Source organism: Lysobacter antibioticus (assembly GCF_001442535.1).
Taxonomy (GTDB): Bacteria; Pseudomonadota; Gammaproteobacteria; order Xanthomonadales; family Xanthomonadaceae; genus Lysobacter; species Lysobacter antibioticus.
Genome location: NZ_CP013141.1, coordinates 3931444 through 3947620 on the forward strand (window position 1 = coordinate 3931444; position 16177 = coordinate 3947620).

Below are 16177 nucleotides of genomic sequence, written 5' to 3' on the forward strand. Positions count from 1 at the left end.
CGGCCGGAATGACGAGGACCATCAGGCGCCTCCCTTGCCGGCCGGCTTCTTGCTGGACTTGAACATCTCCAGCATGCGTTCGGTCACCACGTAGCCGCCGGCGGCGTTGCCGGCGCCGAGCAGCACGGCGACGAAGCCGATGGCTTTTTCCAGGGTGGTCTCGGCATGCCCCAGCACGATGATCGCGCCGATCAGGACGATGCCGTGGATGAAGTTGGAACCCGACATCAGCGGTGTGTGCAGGATCACCGGCACCCGCGAGATGATTACGTGGCCGGCGATACCCGCCAGCATGAAGATGTACAGCGCCACGAACCCGTCGCTCATCCGTTCTTTCCCCATGCGATGTCTGCCGCATCATAACCGGCCATGAATGCGGCGCCAGCGTTGTCAACCGATCCGATGCCGGGGCGTTGCCAGATTCCGTAGCCGGTGCACATTCCACCGCACAGGAATCCCGATGCCGACCCCACCCGACCGCCGCGCTCGCCGCCCGGCCGCAGCACACTAAGGAGCCGTCCAGGTGCTGCAACCGCCAGGCGCCCGTATGCTGGATACCGTGAGCATCGATGCCGATCCGCGGGTCCAGGACATGCCGCCGCTGCCCGAGGACGGGCCGCCGGAGCCGGCCGTACGCCTGCCGGCGACCATCGAGGCCTTCCTGGCCGGCCTGGGCACGCGGGCGTTCCGCTTCGCCGAGCTCGGCCTGCGCCACCGCGAGGATGCGCTCGACGCGGTCCAGGACGCGATGATGAAGATGCTGGCCTATCGCGAGCGCCCGGCGTCGGAATGGACCCCGCTGTTCTGGAGCATCCTGCGCAGCCGGATCGTCGACATCCAACGCCGGCGGACCTTCCGTCTGCGCTGGCTGGCACCGGCCCCGCGCGAAGACGACGCGCCGCTGGACTGGGCCGACGACGGCCCCGACCCGCAGCGCACCCACGACGGCCGCGAAGCCTATGCGCGTCTGAGCGATGCGCTGACCAAGCTGCCGCGCAGGCAACGCGAGGCCTTCAGCCTGCGGATCCTGGAAGAACTCGACGTCGCCACGACCGCGCGGGCGATGGGTTGCAGCGAAGGCGCGGTGAAAACCCATCTGTCGCGCGCGCGCGAAGCCCTGCAGCGGCAATTGGAGGAATGGCGATGACGACCCCGAACGAACGGCCCGGACCGGGCCCTCAGCTTCAACCCGCCGCGGACCGCGACCAGCGCTTCGATCAGGCCATGCGCGCCCTGCACGCACGTGCCGTCGATCAGGTGACCCCGCAGACCCGCGCCCGCCTGCGCACGATCCGCAGCGAGGCCGCGGCCGCGCCGGTGCGCCGCTCCGGCGTGCTCGGCTGGGCCCTGGCCAGCGGCGGCGTGGCCGCGTTCGCCCTGGCCCTGGGCCTGCAGTTCGTCGGCGGCAACGGCGGTGCGCCCGCCGTGCCCGAATCGGCGCCGGCCGTGGCCAGCGCGGCGGCGGTCGACGCGGTTTACGACCCCGACACCGCGGTCGCCGCGCTCGACGAGAATCCCGACCTTTACCTGTGGCTGGCGTCCAACGGCGACGCCCTGCCGAATCCTTCGGAGTAAGCGCCATGCGCCGCACCCTCACGAGCCGCACCTTCACGGGCCGCAGCCTCAGCCTGGTCTTCATCGCCCTGGCCCTGCTCGCCGCCGCCCCGGCCTTCGCCGACGATCCGCCGGCCGCCGGCCGCACCAGCGCGCCGTTGCCGGCCTGGGAACAACTGACCCAGGCCCAGCGCGAACAGCTGATCGCACCGATGCGCGACCGCTGGAACAACTCGCCCGACGAGCGCCAGCGCATGTTCGAGCACGCCCGCCGCTGGCAGCAGATGACCCCGGAAGAGCGCAAGAACGCCCGCCGCGGCATGAAGCGCTGGGAGCACATGAGCCCGGAGGATCGCGGCCAGATGCGCGCCCTGTACGCCAAGATGCACGGCCTCGACGACGAGGGCCGGCGCGCCCTGATGGCCAAGTGGCGCGCGATGACCCCGGAACAGCGCCGCGCCTGGGCCCAGGCCAACCCGGCGCCGCCGAAGCCGGACCGGCCGCGTCCGCCGCGCGATTGAGTTTGCGGCGCACCGAGACTTCTTTGCGCCAAGCTAACGGCAACGGCGTGCCGCTCTTGGGTAGGAGCGGCGCGAGCCGCGACCGCGCAGCTGGCGATTGCGGCGTTTCTGACCGCAGCGCGGCGAAGCCACAGCAACAGCAACAGCAACAGCAAAGCTTCCGTCCGCTGACGCGACCGGGTTACTTTCTTTTGCTGGCCCAAAAGAAAGCTAACCAAAGAAAAGGCCTTCCTTGACGAAGCCCCCCTGCGAGCACGCAGCGCGCGTCGGGATTTTCCGATAAGACATCCTTGTCTTATCGGAAAACGCCGCACGTCCTGTGCGGCGCCCTCCGGGTCTACGATCGCATCGCAAGCTCGAAACTGCGCCAAGCTGTTTACGGCAACGGGGGCGATCACCTGTAGGAGCGGCGTGAGCCGCGACCACGAACTGTGGGCGGTGACGATATTTCGTAGCCGACGTCAAGTCCTCGGCCATGGTTTAGCCTTAGCTGTTGCTGTGCGTCGCTGAGCACTCGCGAAGGCCATCGAAGACCCGGAGGGCGGCGCGCAGGGATGCGCGCCGTTTTTCATCGGGACATGGATGTCCCGTATGAAAAATCCCTGCGTTGGCATCGCTCGTGCGGGCCCTTGATTCAAAGAAAAGCACTTTTCTTTGGTTACCTTTCTTTTGTTGCTTATGACAAAAGAAAGTAACCCGCCGCTTTAGTGGCGGAAGCTTTTGGCGTTTTATTTAGATGTTGCTTGATGGGAGCGAGGCAACTCCGACGCGCCGCGGTCGCGGCTTGCGCCGCTCCTACCCTGACGGGCTACCGCCACCATCGGCGCAAGATTGTTGCGGCGCGGTCGCGGCTCGCGCCGCTCCTACCCTGCGATGGCACGCCGCTTCGATGAACAACACCGGCGTTGCGGCTTCTGCGCGTCCCGCGGTCGCGGCTCACGCCGCTCCTACACAGGAGCGACCGCGAATGGATAACGCCGTCGAAGGGTTTACGCCGCCGCAGGTGCAGCAGCCGCCGGACGCTCCGGCCATACGGTCTTCGCCAGCAACTCGTCGTTCCAGTCGTACGTCACCGCACCGTCGTTGACGAACAGGCTGACGAAATTGAACACGTTGCGGGCGTACATCTCGCTGGCATGCACCGCGCCGCTGCTGGCGAGGTTCAGGGGACCGGCGATGGTGACGCCGTTGACGTCGATGGTTTCGCCCGGCCGGGTCAGTTCGCAGTTGCCGCCGGTCTCGGCGGCCAGGTCGACCAGCACACTGCCCGGCTTCATGCCGGCGATCATCGCCGCAGTGACGATCTTCGGCGCCGGGCGCCCAGGCACGGCCGCGGTGCAGACGATCACGTCGATGTTCTTGAGATGCTCGCCGAGGCGGCGCTGCTGTTCGGCGCGCTCCTCCTCGGTGAGCTGGCGCGCATAACCGCCCTCGCCCGCGGCGCTGACGCCGAGATCGAGGAACTTGCCGCCCAGCGATTCGATTTGCTCGCGCGTTTCCGGGCGCACGTCGAAGCCTTCGACCTGGGCCCCGAGGCGCTTGGCCGTGGCGATCGCCTGCAGTCCGGCGACGCCGGCGCCGACGATCAACACCTTCGACGGGCGGATCGTGCCGGCCGCGGTGGTCAGCATCGGGAAGAAGCGCGGCGTCAGCTGGCCGGCGATCAACACCGCCTTGTAGCCGGCCATGCCGGCCTGCGAGCTCAGCACGTCCATGGCCTGGGCGCGGGTGGTGCGCGGCAGGCGTTCGAGCGGGAAGGCCTGCAGGCGCTGGGCGACGATGGCCTCGCCGCGGGCGGCGTCGGCCTGCGGCGCCAGCAGGCCGACCAGGGCCGCGCCTTCGCGCAAGGCGCTCAGCCGGGCCGGATCGGGCGATTGCACGCACAACACGACATCGGCCTGGCCCAGGGCCGCGGCGGCATCGTCGGCCAGTTCCGCACCGGCCTGGACATAGGCCTCGTCGGTGAAGCTGGCGGCACGTCCGGCGCCGCGCTCGATGCGCACGCGCGCACCTCGGGCGACCAGTTTCTTGCAGGTCTCCGGCGTCAGCGCCACGCGCTTCTCGCCAACCGCCGTCTCGCTCGCAACGCCAATCGTAATGCCCGACATGCTTCGCTCCGTGCCCCGTTCGCCGCATCGTAGCGGAATGACCGGCAGCCGTGCGATCTCGATGGCCCCGGCAAGCGGACCCATTGCCCGGATCGAACGCTCGGATCGAATGTGCTCGGCGAGGCCTGAATGCGAAACCCGCCTTGCGGCGGGTCGGGGTAAAGACGCCGCAACGGTCGGCCGGCACGGCCGCCCGCCTCAGATCACCCGGTCCAGATGCCGGCGCACTTGGCGCATGGCTTCGTCGAACGCGGTGCGTTCGGCGCCGACCACGAGACGGCCGACGGAGGCCAGCGTCGCCAACTCCTCCGCCGAAGCGACCAGCGTGCGTACGCCGCGGCGGTTGACCAGCAGGAAACGCGAGGTCAGCGGACTGCTCCAGGCGACCTTGACCGCGATGGTTTCGCCCTGGGTGTTGGTAAGCCGCAACCAATCGCCGGGTTCGAGCTGGCGCATGCGTTCGGCCAGCAAGGGGTCGTGATTGGCCGAGGTGGTGCCGGCGGCGAGATAGAGCCGGCGTTCCTCGGCGACGTCTTCCTCGACCTCGGCCGAGCTCGGCAAGGGATGCTCGGCACGTTCGTTGTCCGGCGTCACCAGGGCGCGCACCAGGCCGGCCATGCCGTGCTGGGCGGCGCTGTCGTCGAGGCCGGAACTCGCCAGGCACTGCACGATGATCGGCTGCAGCGCGAGCAACTGGTCGGCCAACTCGCGGCCGCGGTTCTCGGCGGCGAGGCGGTCCGCCATCACCAGGGCATCGCCGAGCGCCAGCGCCTGCGCGCGGCGCTTGGGATCTTCGTTCTCGCGCAACAACACCTGGACCATGTGATGACGCCAGGGCGTGGCCAGGAAATCGGCGACCGCCTGGGTCAGGCGCGCTTCGCCGATGCGCTCGCGCACCGCCGCATCGGCCTGGCCGCGTGCCGCGCCGAGGCGCTCGCGGCCGTAGGTGGCCTTGGCCGCGCGCTGTTCCTGCAATTCGATGCGGCGCCGGTGCTGGGCCAGCAAGGCGTCGAGTTCGGCATGGGCCAACTCGAACACCGCGAGGTCTTCGTTGTAGTCCGAGACGATGCGCTGCGAAATCGACGAGGCGCGCTCGAGCAGATCGCGGTCCTGCGGCGTCTCGCCGTCGTTGCCTTCGCAGGCTTCGGTGATCGCATCGAGCAGGCGCCGCGCCGGATGTTCGCGTTTGACGAACACTTCGTTGTCGGTGAGCGCGACCTTCACATAAGGCATGACCAGGCGCGCATAGACGCGGCGCGCGCGGTCCTGCAGGGCGTGGTTGCGGAACAGCGAGTCGAACAACAAGGCGACCAGGTCGATCGCATCGTCTTCCTCGGCGCTGAAGCAGGTCTGGTCGGGATTGAAGCCGAGCCGGCGCGCGCCGTCGTAGAGCTGGTCGCGGATGGTCTCGCCCAGGCGTCCGGACACCGCCAGCGCACGGGCATAGGCGTCCGGCGGCTCGGGCTGCAGCAACGAGGCCATGCCGACGACTTCGTCGACGCGCAACTCGCGCCGCGGCGCCATCGAGCGCTGCGGCATGTGCGCGGGCGGCAGCCCGCCGGACTTGACCAGGCCTTCGCGCCAGGCGTGCAGCTGCGAACGCAGTTCGGCCAGTTCGTTCGCCATCGCCGCGACGTCGGCCTGCGAGACCGGCTGCGACGGATCGTGGCTGCCGTAGTTCGGCGCTCGCGCTCCGCTCGGATGACCGTGAGCGGCATGGCTTTCGCCGCCATAGCCGCCCATCGCGGCGTTGTAATCATGCATAGGCGTCGAAGACTCGCGATGAGGCACGGTGTCGAATACGTCGTCGAGCGTGTTGCGCTCGCGCCGTTCTTCGGCCGCGCGTACCGGCGCGCCGGGCGCGCCCAGACCGACGCCGTAACCCGCGGTCGCCAACAAGTTGTTGATGCGGCCGTAGAGGTCGCCGAGCAGCCGCGCGAGTTCGTGCTCGTACTCGCGGAACAGGCGGAGCCGCAGGCTCTCGGTGACCTGGGTTTCGGCGTAGACCGAGATGAAGGCCTTGACCAGCCGGTAAGGGCCGAAAGGATTGATGCCGGTCGGCGAGCCGATCGAGGCCGACAGCATCTTGAGCCGGCCCTGCAGCATCTCCAACGGGCGCAGATAGCGTTGTTCCAGCGATTCGGTCAGGCGTTCGCCGTCGAGATCGAAAGCCAGTTGCTGCTCGCCGACCAGTTGCAGCGGCGAACCGCCCAGCCCGCCGACCGCCGAGGCCGGCGAGCGGAAAGCCTCGAAACCGAGCCCGACCTGCTGCCGAAACGCCATGACATGACTGGCCTGCTGCTGGCGCAGGACCCACAATGCGGCCTGGTCTTCGTACTGGTGATTGCGGCCGTCGCCTTTCAGCGACTCGGCCTTCAGGGCTTCTTCGATAGGCGCGTACAGGGTGCCGGGCAGCCCCCCGAGTTGCTCGAGCGTCTGTCGTTTGATTTCTTCGAGCACGCGCGACGGGTCGGTGCGCGTGGTCTGAGCGACGCCGTGCAAATGACCGGACACTAACGAAGTTCCCCTGGATGCTTGACGCAAGCGCGTCGGTTTCCGACTGCCTCTGCAGGATAGTGCCAAGATGCGTCCATTAATGCTTCGCCGTTCATTTTTGTGACAGGAGTCAATTTGTCTTCCATGCAACCCAATGATCTCGACTTGCTGCGCGCGCTAGATAACCGACGTTCGGTGCCGGCGAAGCAACTTTCCGGCCCCGGACCGGACGAATCGACGCTGCAGCGTATGTTGCGGTCGGCCGTGCGCGTGCCCGACCACGGCAAGCGCGTGCCCTTCCGCTTCCTGGTCCTGCGCGGCGACGACCGCCACGTGCTCGGCGAACGCGTCGCCGCACGCGGCATCGAACTGTTTCCCGAGGCCGGTCCCAGCGCCGTAGAGAAAGATCGCACACGCTTTTCTCACGCGCCGATAATCGTCGCGGTGATCGCCCGCCTGGGACCGGATGAAAAGATCCCCGAGTTCGAGCGCACCCTCACCGCCGGCTGCGTCTGTTTCGCCCTGCTGCAGGCGGCGCAGGCCTTCGGCTTCGGCGCGGTCTGGCTGACCGGTTGGCCGGCCTACGACGAGCAGGTCAAGCAATGGCTGGGCCTGGCCGCCGAGGAACGCATCACCGGCTTCATCCATATCGGCACGCCCAAGCTCGAAGCGCCCGAGCGCGACCGCCCGGACCCGGCCGACCTGACCCAGATCTGGTCGCCGGCCTGAGCGCCGCGTGTTTGAATGACGCCATGACTATCGCGCCGCGCACTCCGCTTTATCTGGTCGACGCCAGCCTCTACGTCTTTCGCGCCTGGCATTCGATCCCGGACGAGTTCCAGGATGCCGAGGGCTGGCCGACCAATGCCGTCCACGGCTTCGCCCGCTTCCTGCTCGAGCTGATCGAACGCGAGCGGCCGCGCCACATCGCCATCGCCTTCGACGAAGCCCTGGATTCGTGCTTCCGCAACGCGCTGTACCCGGCCTACAAGGCCAACCGCGACCCGGCTCCGGAAGCGCTGCGCCGCCAGTTCGGCCACTGCAAGGCCTTGTGCAGCGCGCTCGGCCTGCCGGTGCTGGCCCACGTCGAGTACGAAGCCGACGACCTGATCGGCAGCGCCCTGGCCTCGATGCGCACGCACGGCTACCGCGGCGTGATCGTCTCGGCCGACAAGGACCTGTCGCAATTGCTCGACGGCCACGACGAACAGTGGGACTTCGCCCGCGGCCAGCGCTGGACCGCCGAGGGCGTGCCGGCGCGGCACGGCGTGCTGGCGCGACAGATCGCCGACTATCTGGCCCTGACCGGCGATGCGGTCGACAACATCCCCGGCGTGCCCGGCATCGGCGCCAAGACCGCCGCCGCCCTGCTCGGCCACTTCGACACCCTCGATGCCTTGCTGGCACGGGTCGAGGAAGTGCCGTTCCTGCGCGTGCGCGGCGCCGCCAGCGCGGCCGCGCGCCTGCGCGAGCACCGCGCCCAGGCTTTGCTGTGCCGGCAACTGACCACGATCGCGGTCGACGCCCCGCTCGGCGACAGCAGCGGCCACTTCGTGCGCGGCCAGGCCGACGCTGCCGGCCTGGTGGAACTGTGCGATCGCCTGCGTTTCGGGCCGATGACCCGTCGCCGTCTGCACGAAGCGGTCGGGCTCGACTTCGCGACGTCACAGGTTCCGTCGTAGCATCCTTCTCTTGCAACAAGACTGCGATGCGATGACGCGAGGAACGCAATGACGCCAGCCGACCACGGACACTCCGACCGACACCCCCCCGGGCACGACGCCGAACGCGTCGAGACCCTGTACGACGGCCAGTGGCTGCGCATGATGCGCCGCGGCCATTGGGAGTACGCCGAACGCACCCACGGCAAGGGCATGGCGGTGATCATCGTCGCGGTGACGCCGCAGGACCGGATCCTGTTCGTCGAGCAGTACCGCGTCCCCTTGGCCGCACGCACGATCGAGATGCCGGCCGGCCTGGTCGGCGACGACCACGCCCACGACACCCTCGAATCGGCGGCGAGCCGCGAGTTGGTCGAAGAAACCGGCTGGGAGCCTGCCCGCGTCGAAGTGCTGTTGACCGGCCCGACCTCGGCCGGCATGAGCAGCGAACGCATCGCCTTCGTCCGCGCCACCGGCATGCGCAAAGTCGGCGACGGCGGCGGCGTCGACGGCGAAGACATCCTCGTCCACGAAGTCCCGCGCGCCGACGCCCCGGCCTGGCTGATGCGCAAACAGGCCGAGGGTTTCGAGCTCGACCTCAAACTGTGGGCCGGTCTGTGGATGATCGAACGCAACCCGGACGGCACATCCGCTCAATAGTTGCCAAGGTTCGACGCCAAGGAAAACCCGAGTCATTCATGGAGGACATAGCGATGGCAAACGAATCCGTAGTCGAACAGACCCCATGGCTTGTCACGCACTTATCGAAGATTCTTGTATCTTTAGTCGTCATCGCTGCAGCAGCAGGAACCATTGCGATAGGACTATATGCGTTTAATTTCGGAGGATCGTTCAGTGAAGAAAAATCAGCCTGGGCGGAATTCGGTGACTATGTAGGAGGCACCTTAAATGCCACATTTGCCTTCCTCGCCTTGATTGCACTCGCGTTAACCCTTCGAGTCCAAAGCATTGAGCTAAAATTATCTACGGAAGAGCTACGGCGATCAGCCAAGGCGCTTGACGAGCAAAATAAATCTTTGGCGACTCAGACTTTCGAGAACACATTCTTTCAGCTGATACGACTTCACAACGACATTGTTTCCAGCCTAGATCTCCGCAGTGCTGGGCAGGTTACCATTCAAGGAAGGGACTGCTTCTCGGTATTTCGTAAGCGCTTGATGAATGAAATGCTAAAACTCAGACGTGGGGACTACCATCCTGACGAAGACGAAGGGTTCCACACCTGCTACGAAGAGTTCTGGAAGCAAAACGAACAGAACCTTGGACACTACTTTCGGCACCTCTATCGAATCTACAAGTTTCTCGACGAAAGCGACATAACAAATAAAAACAGCTACTCTGGAATCGTTCGAGCACAGCTCTCAAGCAGTGAGCTTACGCTCCTGCACTACAACGGCATCAGTAAATATGGGGAAAAATTCAAGCCCCTAATTGAACAATATGCAATCCTAAAGAATATGAGCGATCTAGGGCTAATAGGCCTGCCACAAGATCGAGACACCTACTCAAAAAATGCATATGGCAAATAAGCTGCGAGGTTGCGACCAGCTTTCGCCAATATAACGAGAGTGTTTGCGAATCAGCCCCTTGCAGGAGCGGTGCAAGCCGCGGCCGCGCTGCTTCGGTCTTGCGGCGTCTCGCTCAAGCAAACTCGAGATCAAACGCCGAAAGCTTCCGCCACTAAAGCAGCGGCTTACTTTTATTTTGTCTAAAGCAACAAAAGAAATGCAACTAAAGAAGTTGTTTTTCTTCGAACCACAGACCCGCACGATCGATGCAGCCGCAGGGCTTTTTCATACGGGACATCCTTGTCCCGATGAAAAACGGCGCGCATCCCTGCGCGCCGCCCTTCGGGTCTTCGATTGCCTTCGCGAGTACGAATCGGCGCACAGCAACAGCAACCACTACGACGGCTCGTTCGGAGCCTTGGGGTAGGAGCGGCGCAAGCCGCGACGGCGAATCTGCGGCTGCCGGCGTGGGCGATCGTGGCTCCGTGGTCGCGGCTTGCGCCGCTCCTACCCTTGGCTCCAACTAGTAACGACGCAAGCCCAGGCGGAGCGGTCGCGGCTCACGCCGCTCCTACGGGAACTCGCGGCAAGCGGGTCGCCGCGCAGGCGAAACCGATCAGGCAAACCGATCCGTCGCCTGCACCAGCGCATCGACGTTCTCGTCCTCGAACGCCGAATGCCCGGACGCCGGGGTGATCGTCAGCTCGGCCTTCGGCCAGGCCTTCTTCAGTTCCCAGGCGTTCTGCACCGGGCAGACCACGTCGTAACGGCCGTGCACGATCACGCCCGGGATGTCGGCGATCTTGTGCGCGTCGCGTAGCAACTGGTCTTCGACTTCGAAGAAGCCGCCGTTGACGAAGTAATGGTTCTCGATGCGGGCGAAGGCAAGCGCGAACTTCGCGTCTTCGTGGCCGCTGACGAAATCGTCGTCGACATGCAGGAAGCTGGTCGCGCCTTCCCATACGCTCCAGGCGCGTGCGGCGTCGAGACGGGTCTTCTCGTCTTCGCTGGTCAGGCGGCGATGGAAGGCACTGATCAGATCGTGGCGTTCGACCAGCGGGATCGCGTTGACGTAGTGCTCCCATGCATCCGGGAACAAGCGCGAGGCGCCTTCCTGGTAGAACCACTCCAGTTCCCAACGGCGCAGCATGAAGATGCCGCGCAGGACCAGCTCGGTCACCTGCTGCGGATGGGTTTCGGCATAGGCCAGCGCCAGGGTCGAGCCCCAGGAACCACCGAACACCTGCCAACGGTCGATGCCCAGCTTGGCGCGCAGTTTTTCGATATCGGCGACGAGCTCCCAGGTGCCGTTGTCGACGAGGTCGGCATGCGGGGTCGAACGGCCGCTGCCGCGCTGGTCGAACAGGACGATGCGGTACTTGGCCGGGTCGTGGAAACGCCGCATCTTCGGGCTGCAACCCGCACCGGGGCCGCCGTGCAGCAGCACCACCGGCTTGCCGTCGGGGTTGCCGCACTGTTCGTAATACAGGGTGTGGCGGTCGTCGACCTGGATCGTGCCGGTGTCGAAGGGTTCGATCTCGGGATAGAGCGTGCGCATCGCAGGCCTCGCATTCGGGATGCGGGAAGTCTAACGGGACGCGGCCGCGATGGCGTGACCGGATCGGGCGTCGGCGAGGCGGCTCTCAGGCGCCGGGCTTGCGCGCCAAGCTGACGCGGTCGCGTTCTTCCAGGTCGCGTTCGGTGACCGCATCGACCAGGCCGGCCTGGGTCAATAAGGCGCGCACCGCCGCGCCCTGCTCCCAGCCGTGTTCGATCAGCAGCCAACCGCCCGGCTGCAGATGCGCGGGCGCATCGCGGGCGATGACGCGGATCGCATCCAGCCCGTCGGCGCCGGAAGCCAGCGCGCTGCGCGGTTCGTGACGCAGGTCGCCCTGCTGCAGGTGGACGTCGTCGTCCTCGATGTACGGCGGGTTGCTCGCGATCAGATCGAAGCGTTCGCCGGCCAATGGCGCGAACCAGTCGCCGTGCCGGAATTCGACATTGCCCAGTTGCAGCGAGGCCGCGTTGGCGCGCGCGACCTCGAGCGCGTCGGCGCTGAAATCGACCGCGATCACCCGCGCGCGCGGCCGCTCGAAAGCCAGGGCCAGGGCGATCGCACCGCTGCCGGTGCCGAGGTCGGCGATCGTCAGGTCGCGATCTTCGGGAAGCAGGCTCAGGGCCAGTTCGACCAGGCGCTCGGTCTCCGGACGCGGGATCAGCGTCGCCGGCGTCACCGCCAGATCGAAACGCCAGAAGCCCCGCTGCCCGAGCAGATAAGCCACCGGTTCCCCGGCGACGCGACGCTCGACCAGACGGCGGTAGCGTTGCGCAACGGTCGCGTCCATCACGTGGTCGTCGTGGGCGAACAGCCAACTGCGCGGCCGCTCCAGTGCATGCGCGAGCAGCAGCTCGGCTTCGCCGCGGCCGATCAACGCCCGTGCCCAGCACAGCGCAGCGTCGATGCGCTCGGCGCCGGTGTCGTGATGGGGGTCGCTGGGGGAATTCATCGCGGCATCGTACGCGAGGCGATTGCGGGTGCGCGCATTCCGATTCGCGAATACGGTCACACCGGGTGGCTCGCAACGGTCGAATCGCTCTCCTTGACGGTATCTCGATCACCCACCGCATGCTGAAAGCACACTTTCTTCACGCACACCGCTCATCTGCGCCGGATAGTGGCGCCGGAGTTGCGGCTCGATGGCGCCGTCTCGCGCGAAAGCCTGTTGCGGCGCAGCGCGGCTACACCACGCGAGGCGCGATGCCTCCCGGTTTTGCTATCAGCGCGGGCCGTGCGCAGCGCCTTGATTGAGTGGGGAAAAATCGCGCCGACTCGGCATTTAAACGTTTTTACCCTTATTTAAATCGATCTAAATGTTGACACGCCGATTTTGCCGCTTCCAATGTGGCGCGTCGCCATCGGCGACAGGGAGCGCGTCGTGGCGGCAGGAGCGCAATCACTCGCCATCGCAAGCGCGCATCGACGCCAACGCGTCACACCGTGACGCTCATTGCAGGGGAACGTTCCATGCCGAAGTCGAACCAGCACCTACCGAGCCGCCTCCACTCCACCGGCGCCACGGCCCGAACGTTCTCGCGCGCGCTGCCGGCCTTCATCGCGCTGGCGCTGGCCGCCGTCGCGCCGACCGCGGCCGCCGCCGAGTCGGCGATCTTCGGCGGCGGCCCGTTCTATTCCGGCGGCCAGACCGTGATCAACGACCTGCGCAATTCCGGCTTCACCACGGTGTTCCTATGGAGCGTCCACATCGAGGCCAACGGCGATCTGGTCTACAACGATATCCCGATCGTCAAGAACGGCGCCTACACCGGAAGCGATGCCGACTGGCCGGCGCGGCTGGCTTCGTTGAAGACCGCGCCGACCTCGGTCAAGCGGGTAGAAGTCTCGATCGGCGCCTGGGGCGTGCCCGACTTCGAACGCATGGCCAACCTGGCCAACGGCACCGCCGCCGGCTGCGGCACCACCATCGTCTGCGGCACCGGCAGCACCAGCATCCTTTACCGCAATTTCCAGGCGCTGAAGACCGCCACCGGCGCCGATGCGGTCAACTTCGACGACGAAAGCCATTACAACGTCGCCGACACCACCAAGTTCGGCCAGATGTTGGTCGGGCTCGGCTACAAGATCACTTTCGCGCCGTATACCAATACGAGCTTCTGGCGAGGGGTCAAGGACAACCTCGGCAGCTCGGTCGACCGCATTTACCTGCAGGTCTACGACGGCGGCGCCGGCAACGACCCGGCCAGCTGGAACACCGCGATGGGCATGACCGTCATGCCCGGCCTGTGGACCAAGCACGGCACCGGCTGCACCGCCGGCGACAGCCCTGCGCAGGTGCAGACCCGCATGGCCGGCTGGAAGACCAGCGCCGGCATCAGCGGCGGCTTCCTGTGGTTATACGACGACATCCAGAAGTGCTGGGCGCAGGGCACGACCGCGCAATACGCCGCCGCGATCAACAACGCGGTCAGCGGCAATACCGCGCCAGTCGCGAACTTCGGCGTCAGCGTCAACGGCCTGACCGCGAACTTCAGCGATTCCTCGACCGACAGCGACGGCACGATCGCCTCGCGCAGCTGGAACTTCGGCGACGGCGGCACCTCGACCGCGACCAGTCCGAGCCGCACCTACGCCAGCGCCGGCAACTACACCGTCAGCCTGACCGTGACCGACAACGGCGGCGCGACCCATACCAAGACCCAGACCGTCTCGGTCGGCAGCGGCAACGTCAACCTCGCCCTCAACAAACCCGCCACCGGCTCGAGCGCGTGCAACAGCAACGAGTCTCCGGCCAAGGCGGTCAACGGCAGCGTGTCCGGCGGCAACACCGACAAGTTCTGTTCGCTGGCCGCTTCCGCCTGGTTACAGGTCGACCTGGGTTCGGCGCAGACCGTCAGCAGTTTCGTGGTCAAGCACGCCGGCGCCGGCGGCGAATCCACCTCGTGGAACACCAAGGCCTTCACCATCCAGACCTCGACCAACGCCACCTCATGGAGCACCCCGGTCACGGTGACCGCGAATACCGCCAGCACCTCGACTCATTCGATCAGCGCGACCTCGGCCCGATACATCAAGCTCAACATCGGCACCCCGACCCAGAACGGCGATCCGGCGACGCGGATCTACGAGTTCGAGGTGCGTTGAGTCGGTAGCGATTGCCGTATTGCCGTTAGTTACGCATGCGCGGTGAAGCCGATGGTGTGCCGGGAGAACGGTAGTAGGTCGTAGCCGCCAGCGCGCGGTCGCGGCTCGCGCCGCTCCTACCCTGTTGATTCTGGCTGTCGCTGTCGCTGTTGCTGTTGCTGTGCGTCGCTTCGCACTCGCGAAGGATATAGAAGACCCGGAGGGCGGCCCGCATGGATGCGGGCCGTTTTTCATCGGGACAGGGATGTCCCGTATGTAGATCCCTGCGTCGGCATCGCTCGTGCGGGCTTGTGATTCAAAAAGAAGCATTTTTCTTTGGTTACCTTTGACCGAAGGGAATCCAGACGGACTTTTGTTGCTTATGACAAAAGAAAGTAACCCGCCGCTTTAGTGGCGGAAGCTTTTGGCGTTTGATCTTGTTTCTTTAGATGCCTTAAGCATGTGCAAAGCTTCCCAACCTGCAGGAGCGACGTGAGTCGCGACCAAGGGACATGCAGGAGCGGCACCGCCGATACTATTCGTCGAAGCAACGTGCCGTCGCGAGGGTAGGAGCGGCGCGAGCCGCGACCACGCCCTGCCAGCCTACGGCGTTCCCTTGAAGCAAGTGCAAAGCTTCCGTCCGCTAACGCGGCCGGGTTACTTTCTTTTGCTAAGCTCAAAAGTCCGTCTGGATTCCCTTCGGTCAAAGGTAACCAAAGAAAAGGGCTCTCCTTGCAAGGGCACAAGCCACGAGTGCGATGCGCGCGCCGGGATTTTCCGATAAGACATCCTTGTCTTATCGAAAAACGCCGCACGTCCTGTGCGGCGCCCTCCGGGTCTCCCTCGGTCTCGCGAGATAAAAGCTGCGCCACGCCAGAGCTAGAGCTAGAGCTAGAGCTAGAGCTAGAGGCGAAGGCGAAGGCGAAGGCGAAGGCGAAGGCGAAGGCGAAGGCGAAGGCAGGATCACCGGCAAAGGCAACGGCGGTCGACAATCAGACCACGATCTCCTGTCTCGTCTCTCAAACAAACATCGCCGGCTTTCGCCGGCGACTTCGTAGAAACATCGGACTGACCGATCGAATCAACCGATCACATCTGCTCCAGCGTCACCGCCACCGCATGCACCACCGCACCGATCTTCAGCGAGCTCTGCACGCCCTGGGCGCTGACTTCGTGCTTGCGCACGACCTTCTCGTGCGAATCCATGCAGGCACCGCAACCGTTGATCGCCGACACCGCCAGCGAGGCCAGTTCGAAGGTCATCTTGTCGATGCCAGGGCTGGCCATGACGTTCATGCGCAGGCCGGCACGCAGCTGGCCGTACTCTTCGTTCTGGATCAGGTGGGTGGCGCGGTAGTAGATGTTGTTCATCGCCATCACCGCCGCAGCCGCCTTGGCGCCGTTGATTTCTTCCGGCGACAGCTTGTCGGCGGCGAAGGCTTCGATCGCGGCGGCCAGCGGCTTGTGGCGCGAGGCGATCGCCGAGGCCAGGGCGATGGCGCGGATCTGCTTGCCGTCCAGACCCGGCGAACCGGCGTCGCTGAGCACGCTGTCGAGGTTGAGCTTGAGGTCCTTGGCGTAATCGGGAAGCGAGTTGCGAAGATCGGAGAGGCTCATCGGAATACTCCTGGAATCGGCGGGGGATCGTCGCGTCGCGGCGGCGCAGGCG

General features: G+C 65.7%; 15 protein-coding genes. 9 read left to right on the forward strand and 6 right to left on the reverse strand.

What is annotated here, in order from left to right:
- Positions 1-21: 21 nt before the first annotated feature.
- The gene (locus GLA29479_RS15865) at positions 22-327 is read right to left on the reverse strand and encodes an NAD(P) transhydrogenase subunit alpha part 2 (protein ID WP_031374252.1); all 306 of its coding nucleotides are present in this window, start codon (positions 325-327) and stop codon (positions 22-24) included.
- Between the two features lie 265 nt (positions 328-592).
- Between GLA29479_RS15865 and GLA29479_RS15870 the strand changes: the two genes are divergently transcribed.
- The 3 genes from GLA29479_RS15870 to GLA29479_RS15880 are packed head-to-tail and all read left to right on the forward strand — an operon-like array spanning position 593 to position 2075.
- Entirely contained in the window at positions 593-1147 is a 555-nt protein-coding gene (locus GLA29479_RS15870; RefSeq protein WP_057973224.1) for an RNA polymerase sigma factor, read from the forward strand.
- Positions 1144-1575 (forward strand): hypothetical protein, encoded by a 432-nt coding sequence (locus GLA29479_RS15875; protein WP_144436547.1) that lies wholly within the window; start codon positions 1144-1146, stop codon positions 1573-1575. The genes GLA29479_RS15870 and GLA29479_RS15875 overlap by 4 nt, the downstream gene beginning before the upstream one ends.
- Before the next feature lie 5 nt (positions 1576-1580).
- Positions 1581-2075: a DUF3106 domain-containing protein gene (locus GLA29479_RS15880; protein WP_057972150.1), complete on the forward strand. Its 495-nt coding sequence runs from the start codon at positions 1581-1583 to the stop codon at positions 2073-2075.
- A 989-nt stretch (positions 2076-3064) separates the two neighbouring features.
- Here GLA29479_RS15880 and GLA29479_RS15885 read toward each other — a convergent pair.
- Positions 3065-4183: an NAD(P) transhydrogenase subunit alpha gene (locus GLA29479_RS15885; RefSeq protein WP_057972151.1), complete on the reverse strand. Its 1119-nt coding sequence runs from the start codon at positions 4181-4183 to the stop codon at positions 3065-3067.
- A gap of 198 nt (positions 4184-4381) precedes the next feature.
- Complete coding sequence (locus tag GLA29479_RS15890; RefSeq protein WP_169795676.1) at positions 4382-6697, reverse strand: DUF1631 family protein; 2316 nt, start codon at positions 6695-6697, stop codon at positions 4382-4384.
- Positions 6698-6823: 126 nt separating this feature from the next.
- On the opposite strand from GLA29479_RS15890, the gene GLA29479_RS15895 reads away from it, so the two are divergent.
- Genes GLA29479_RS15895 through GLA29479_RS24675 form a run of 5 tightly spaced genes read left to right on the forward strand, consistent with a single transcriptional unit; the run spans position 6824 to position 10296 of the window.
- A complete protein-coding gene (locus GLA29479_RS15895; RefSeq protein ID WP_057972153.1) occupies positions 6824-7408 on the forward strand; it encodes a nitroreductase family protein in 585 nt (194 codons plus the stop codon).
- 23 nt (positions 7409-7431) lie between these two features.
- Complete coding sequence (locus tag GLA29479_RS15900) at positions 7432-8361, forward strand: 5'-3' exonuclease (protein ID WP_144436548.1); 930 nt, start codon at positions 7432-7434, stop codon at positions 8359-8361.
- 48 nt (positions 8362-8409) lie between these two features.
- A complete protein-coding gene (locus tag GLA29479_RS15905; protein ID WP_057972155.1) occupies positions 8410-9000 on the forward strand; it encodes an NUDIX hydrolase in 591 nt (196 codons plus the stop codon).
- Between the two features lie 53 nt (positions 9001-9053).
- On the forward strand, positions 9054-9890 hold the full coding sequence (locus GLA29479_RS23785) for a putative phage abortive infection protein (protein WP_169795677.1): 837 nt from the start codon (positions 9054-9056) through the stop codon (positions 9888-9890).
- 43 nt (positions 9891-9933) lie between these two features.
- A complete protein-coding gene (locus GLA29479_RS24675; protein WP_144436549.1) occupies positions 9934-10296 on the forward strand; it encodes a hypothetical protein in 363 nt (120 codons plus the stop codon).
- Positions 10297-10485: 189 nt separating this feature from the next.
- On the opposite strand, the gene pip is transcribed toward GLA29479_RS24675, so the two are convergent.
- Together pip and prmC are read right to left on the reverse strand one after the other, a co-directional pair.
- The gene (gene pip / locus GLA29479_RS15910; RefSeq protein ID WP_057918942.1) at positions 10486-11427 is read right to left on the reverse strand and encodes a prolyl aminopeptidase; all 942 of its coding nucleotides are present in this window, start codon (positions 11425-11427) and stop codon (positions 10486-10488) included.
- Positions 11428-11512: 85 nt separating this feature from the next.
- Positions 11513-12376: a peptide chain release factor N(5)-glutamine methyltransferase gene (gene prmC, locus GLA29479_RS15915; RefSeq protein WP_057973225.1), complete on the reverse strand. Its 864-nt coding sequence runs from the start codon at positions 12374-12376 to the stop codon at positions 11513-11515.
- A gap of 518 nt (positions 12377-12894) precedes the next feature.
- On the opposite strand from prmC, the gene GLA29479_RS15920 reads away from it, so the two are divergent.
- Complete coding sequence (locus GLA29479_RS15920; protein ID WP_082638739.1) at positions 12895-14529, forward strand: PKD domain-containing protein; 1635 nt, start codon at positions 12895-12897, stop codon at positions 14527-14529.
- Positions 14530-15597: 1068 nt separating this feature from the next.
- On the opposite strand, the gene ahpD is transcribed toward GLA29479_RS15920, so the two are convergent.
- Positions 15598-16125: an alkylhydroperoxidase, AhpD family gene (ahpD, locus tag GLA29479_RS15925; RefSeq protein WP_057972156.1), complete on the reverse strand. Its 528-nt coding sequence runs from the start codon at positions 16123-16125 to the stop codon at positions 15598-15600.
- Between the last annotated feature and the right edge of the window lie 52 nt (positions 16126-16177).

Excerpts from the sequence above, each read along its gene's own strand:
- GLA29479_RS15865 (WP_031374252.1), bottom strand. The coding sequence starts at position 327 with ATGAGCGACGGGTTCGTGGCGCTGTACATCTTCATGCTGGCGGGTATC.
- GLA29479_RS15870 (WP_057973224.1), top strand. The coding sequence starts at position 593 with ATGCCGCCGCTGCCCGAGGACGGGCCGCCGGAGCCGGCCGTACGCCTG.
- GLA29479_RS15875 (WP_144436547.1), top strand. The coding sequence starts at position 1,144 with ATGACGACCCCGAACGAACGGCCCGGACCGGGCCCTCAGCTTCAACCC.
- GLA29479_RS15880 (WP_057972150.1), top strand. The coding sequence starts at position 1,581 with ATGCGCCGCACCCTCACGAGCCGCACCTTCACGGGCCGCAGCCTCAGC.
- GLA29479_RS15885 (WP_057972151.1), bottom strand. The coding sequence starts at position 4,183 with ATGTCGGGCATTACGATTGGCGTTGCGAGCGAGACGGCGGTTGGCGAG.
- GLA29479_RS15895 (WP_057972153.1), top strand. The coding sequence starts at position 6,824 with ATGCAACCCAATGATCTCGACTTGCTGCGCGCGCTAGATAACCGACGT.
- GLA29479_RS15900 (WP_144436548.1), top strand. The coding sequence starts at position 7,432 with ATGACTATCGCGCCGCGCACTCCGCTTTATCTGGTCGACGCCAGCCTC.
- GLA29479_RS15905 (WP_057972155.1), top strand. The coding sequence starts at position 8,410 with ATGACGCCAGCCGACCACGGACACTCCGACCGACACCCCCCCGGGCAC.
- GLA29479_RS23785 (WP_169795677.1), top strand. The coding sequence starts at position 9,054 with ATGGCAAACGAATCCGTAGTCGAACAGACCCCATGGCTTGTCACGCAC.
- pip (WP_057918942.1), bottom strand. The coding sequence starts at position 11,427 with ATGCGCACGCTCTATCCCGAGATCGAACCCTTCGACACCGGCACGATC.
- prmC (WP_057973225.1), bottom strand. The coding sequence starts at position 12,376 with ATGAATTCCCCCAGCGACCCCCATCACGACACCGGCGCCGAGCGCATC.
- GLA29479_RS15920 (WP_082638739.1), top strand. The coding sequence starts at position 12,895 with ATGCCGAAGTCGAACCAGCACCTACCGAGCCGCCTCCACTCCACCGGC.
- ahpD (WP_057972156.1), bottom strand. The coding sequence starts at position 16,125 with ATGAGCCTCTCCGATCTTCGCAACTCGCTTCCCGATTACGCCAAGGAC.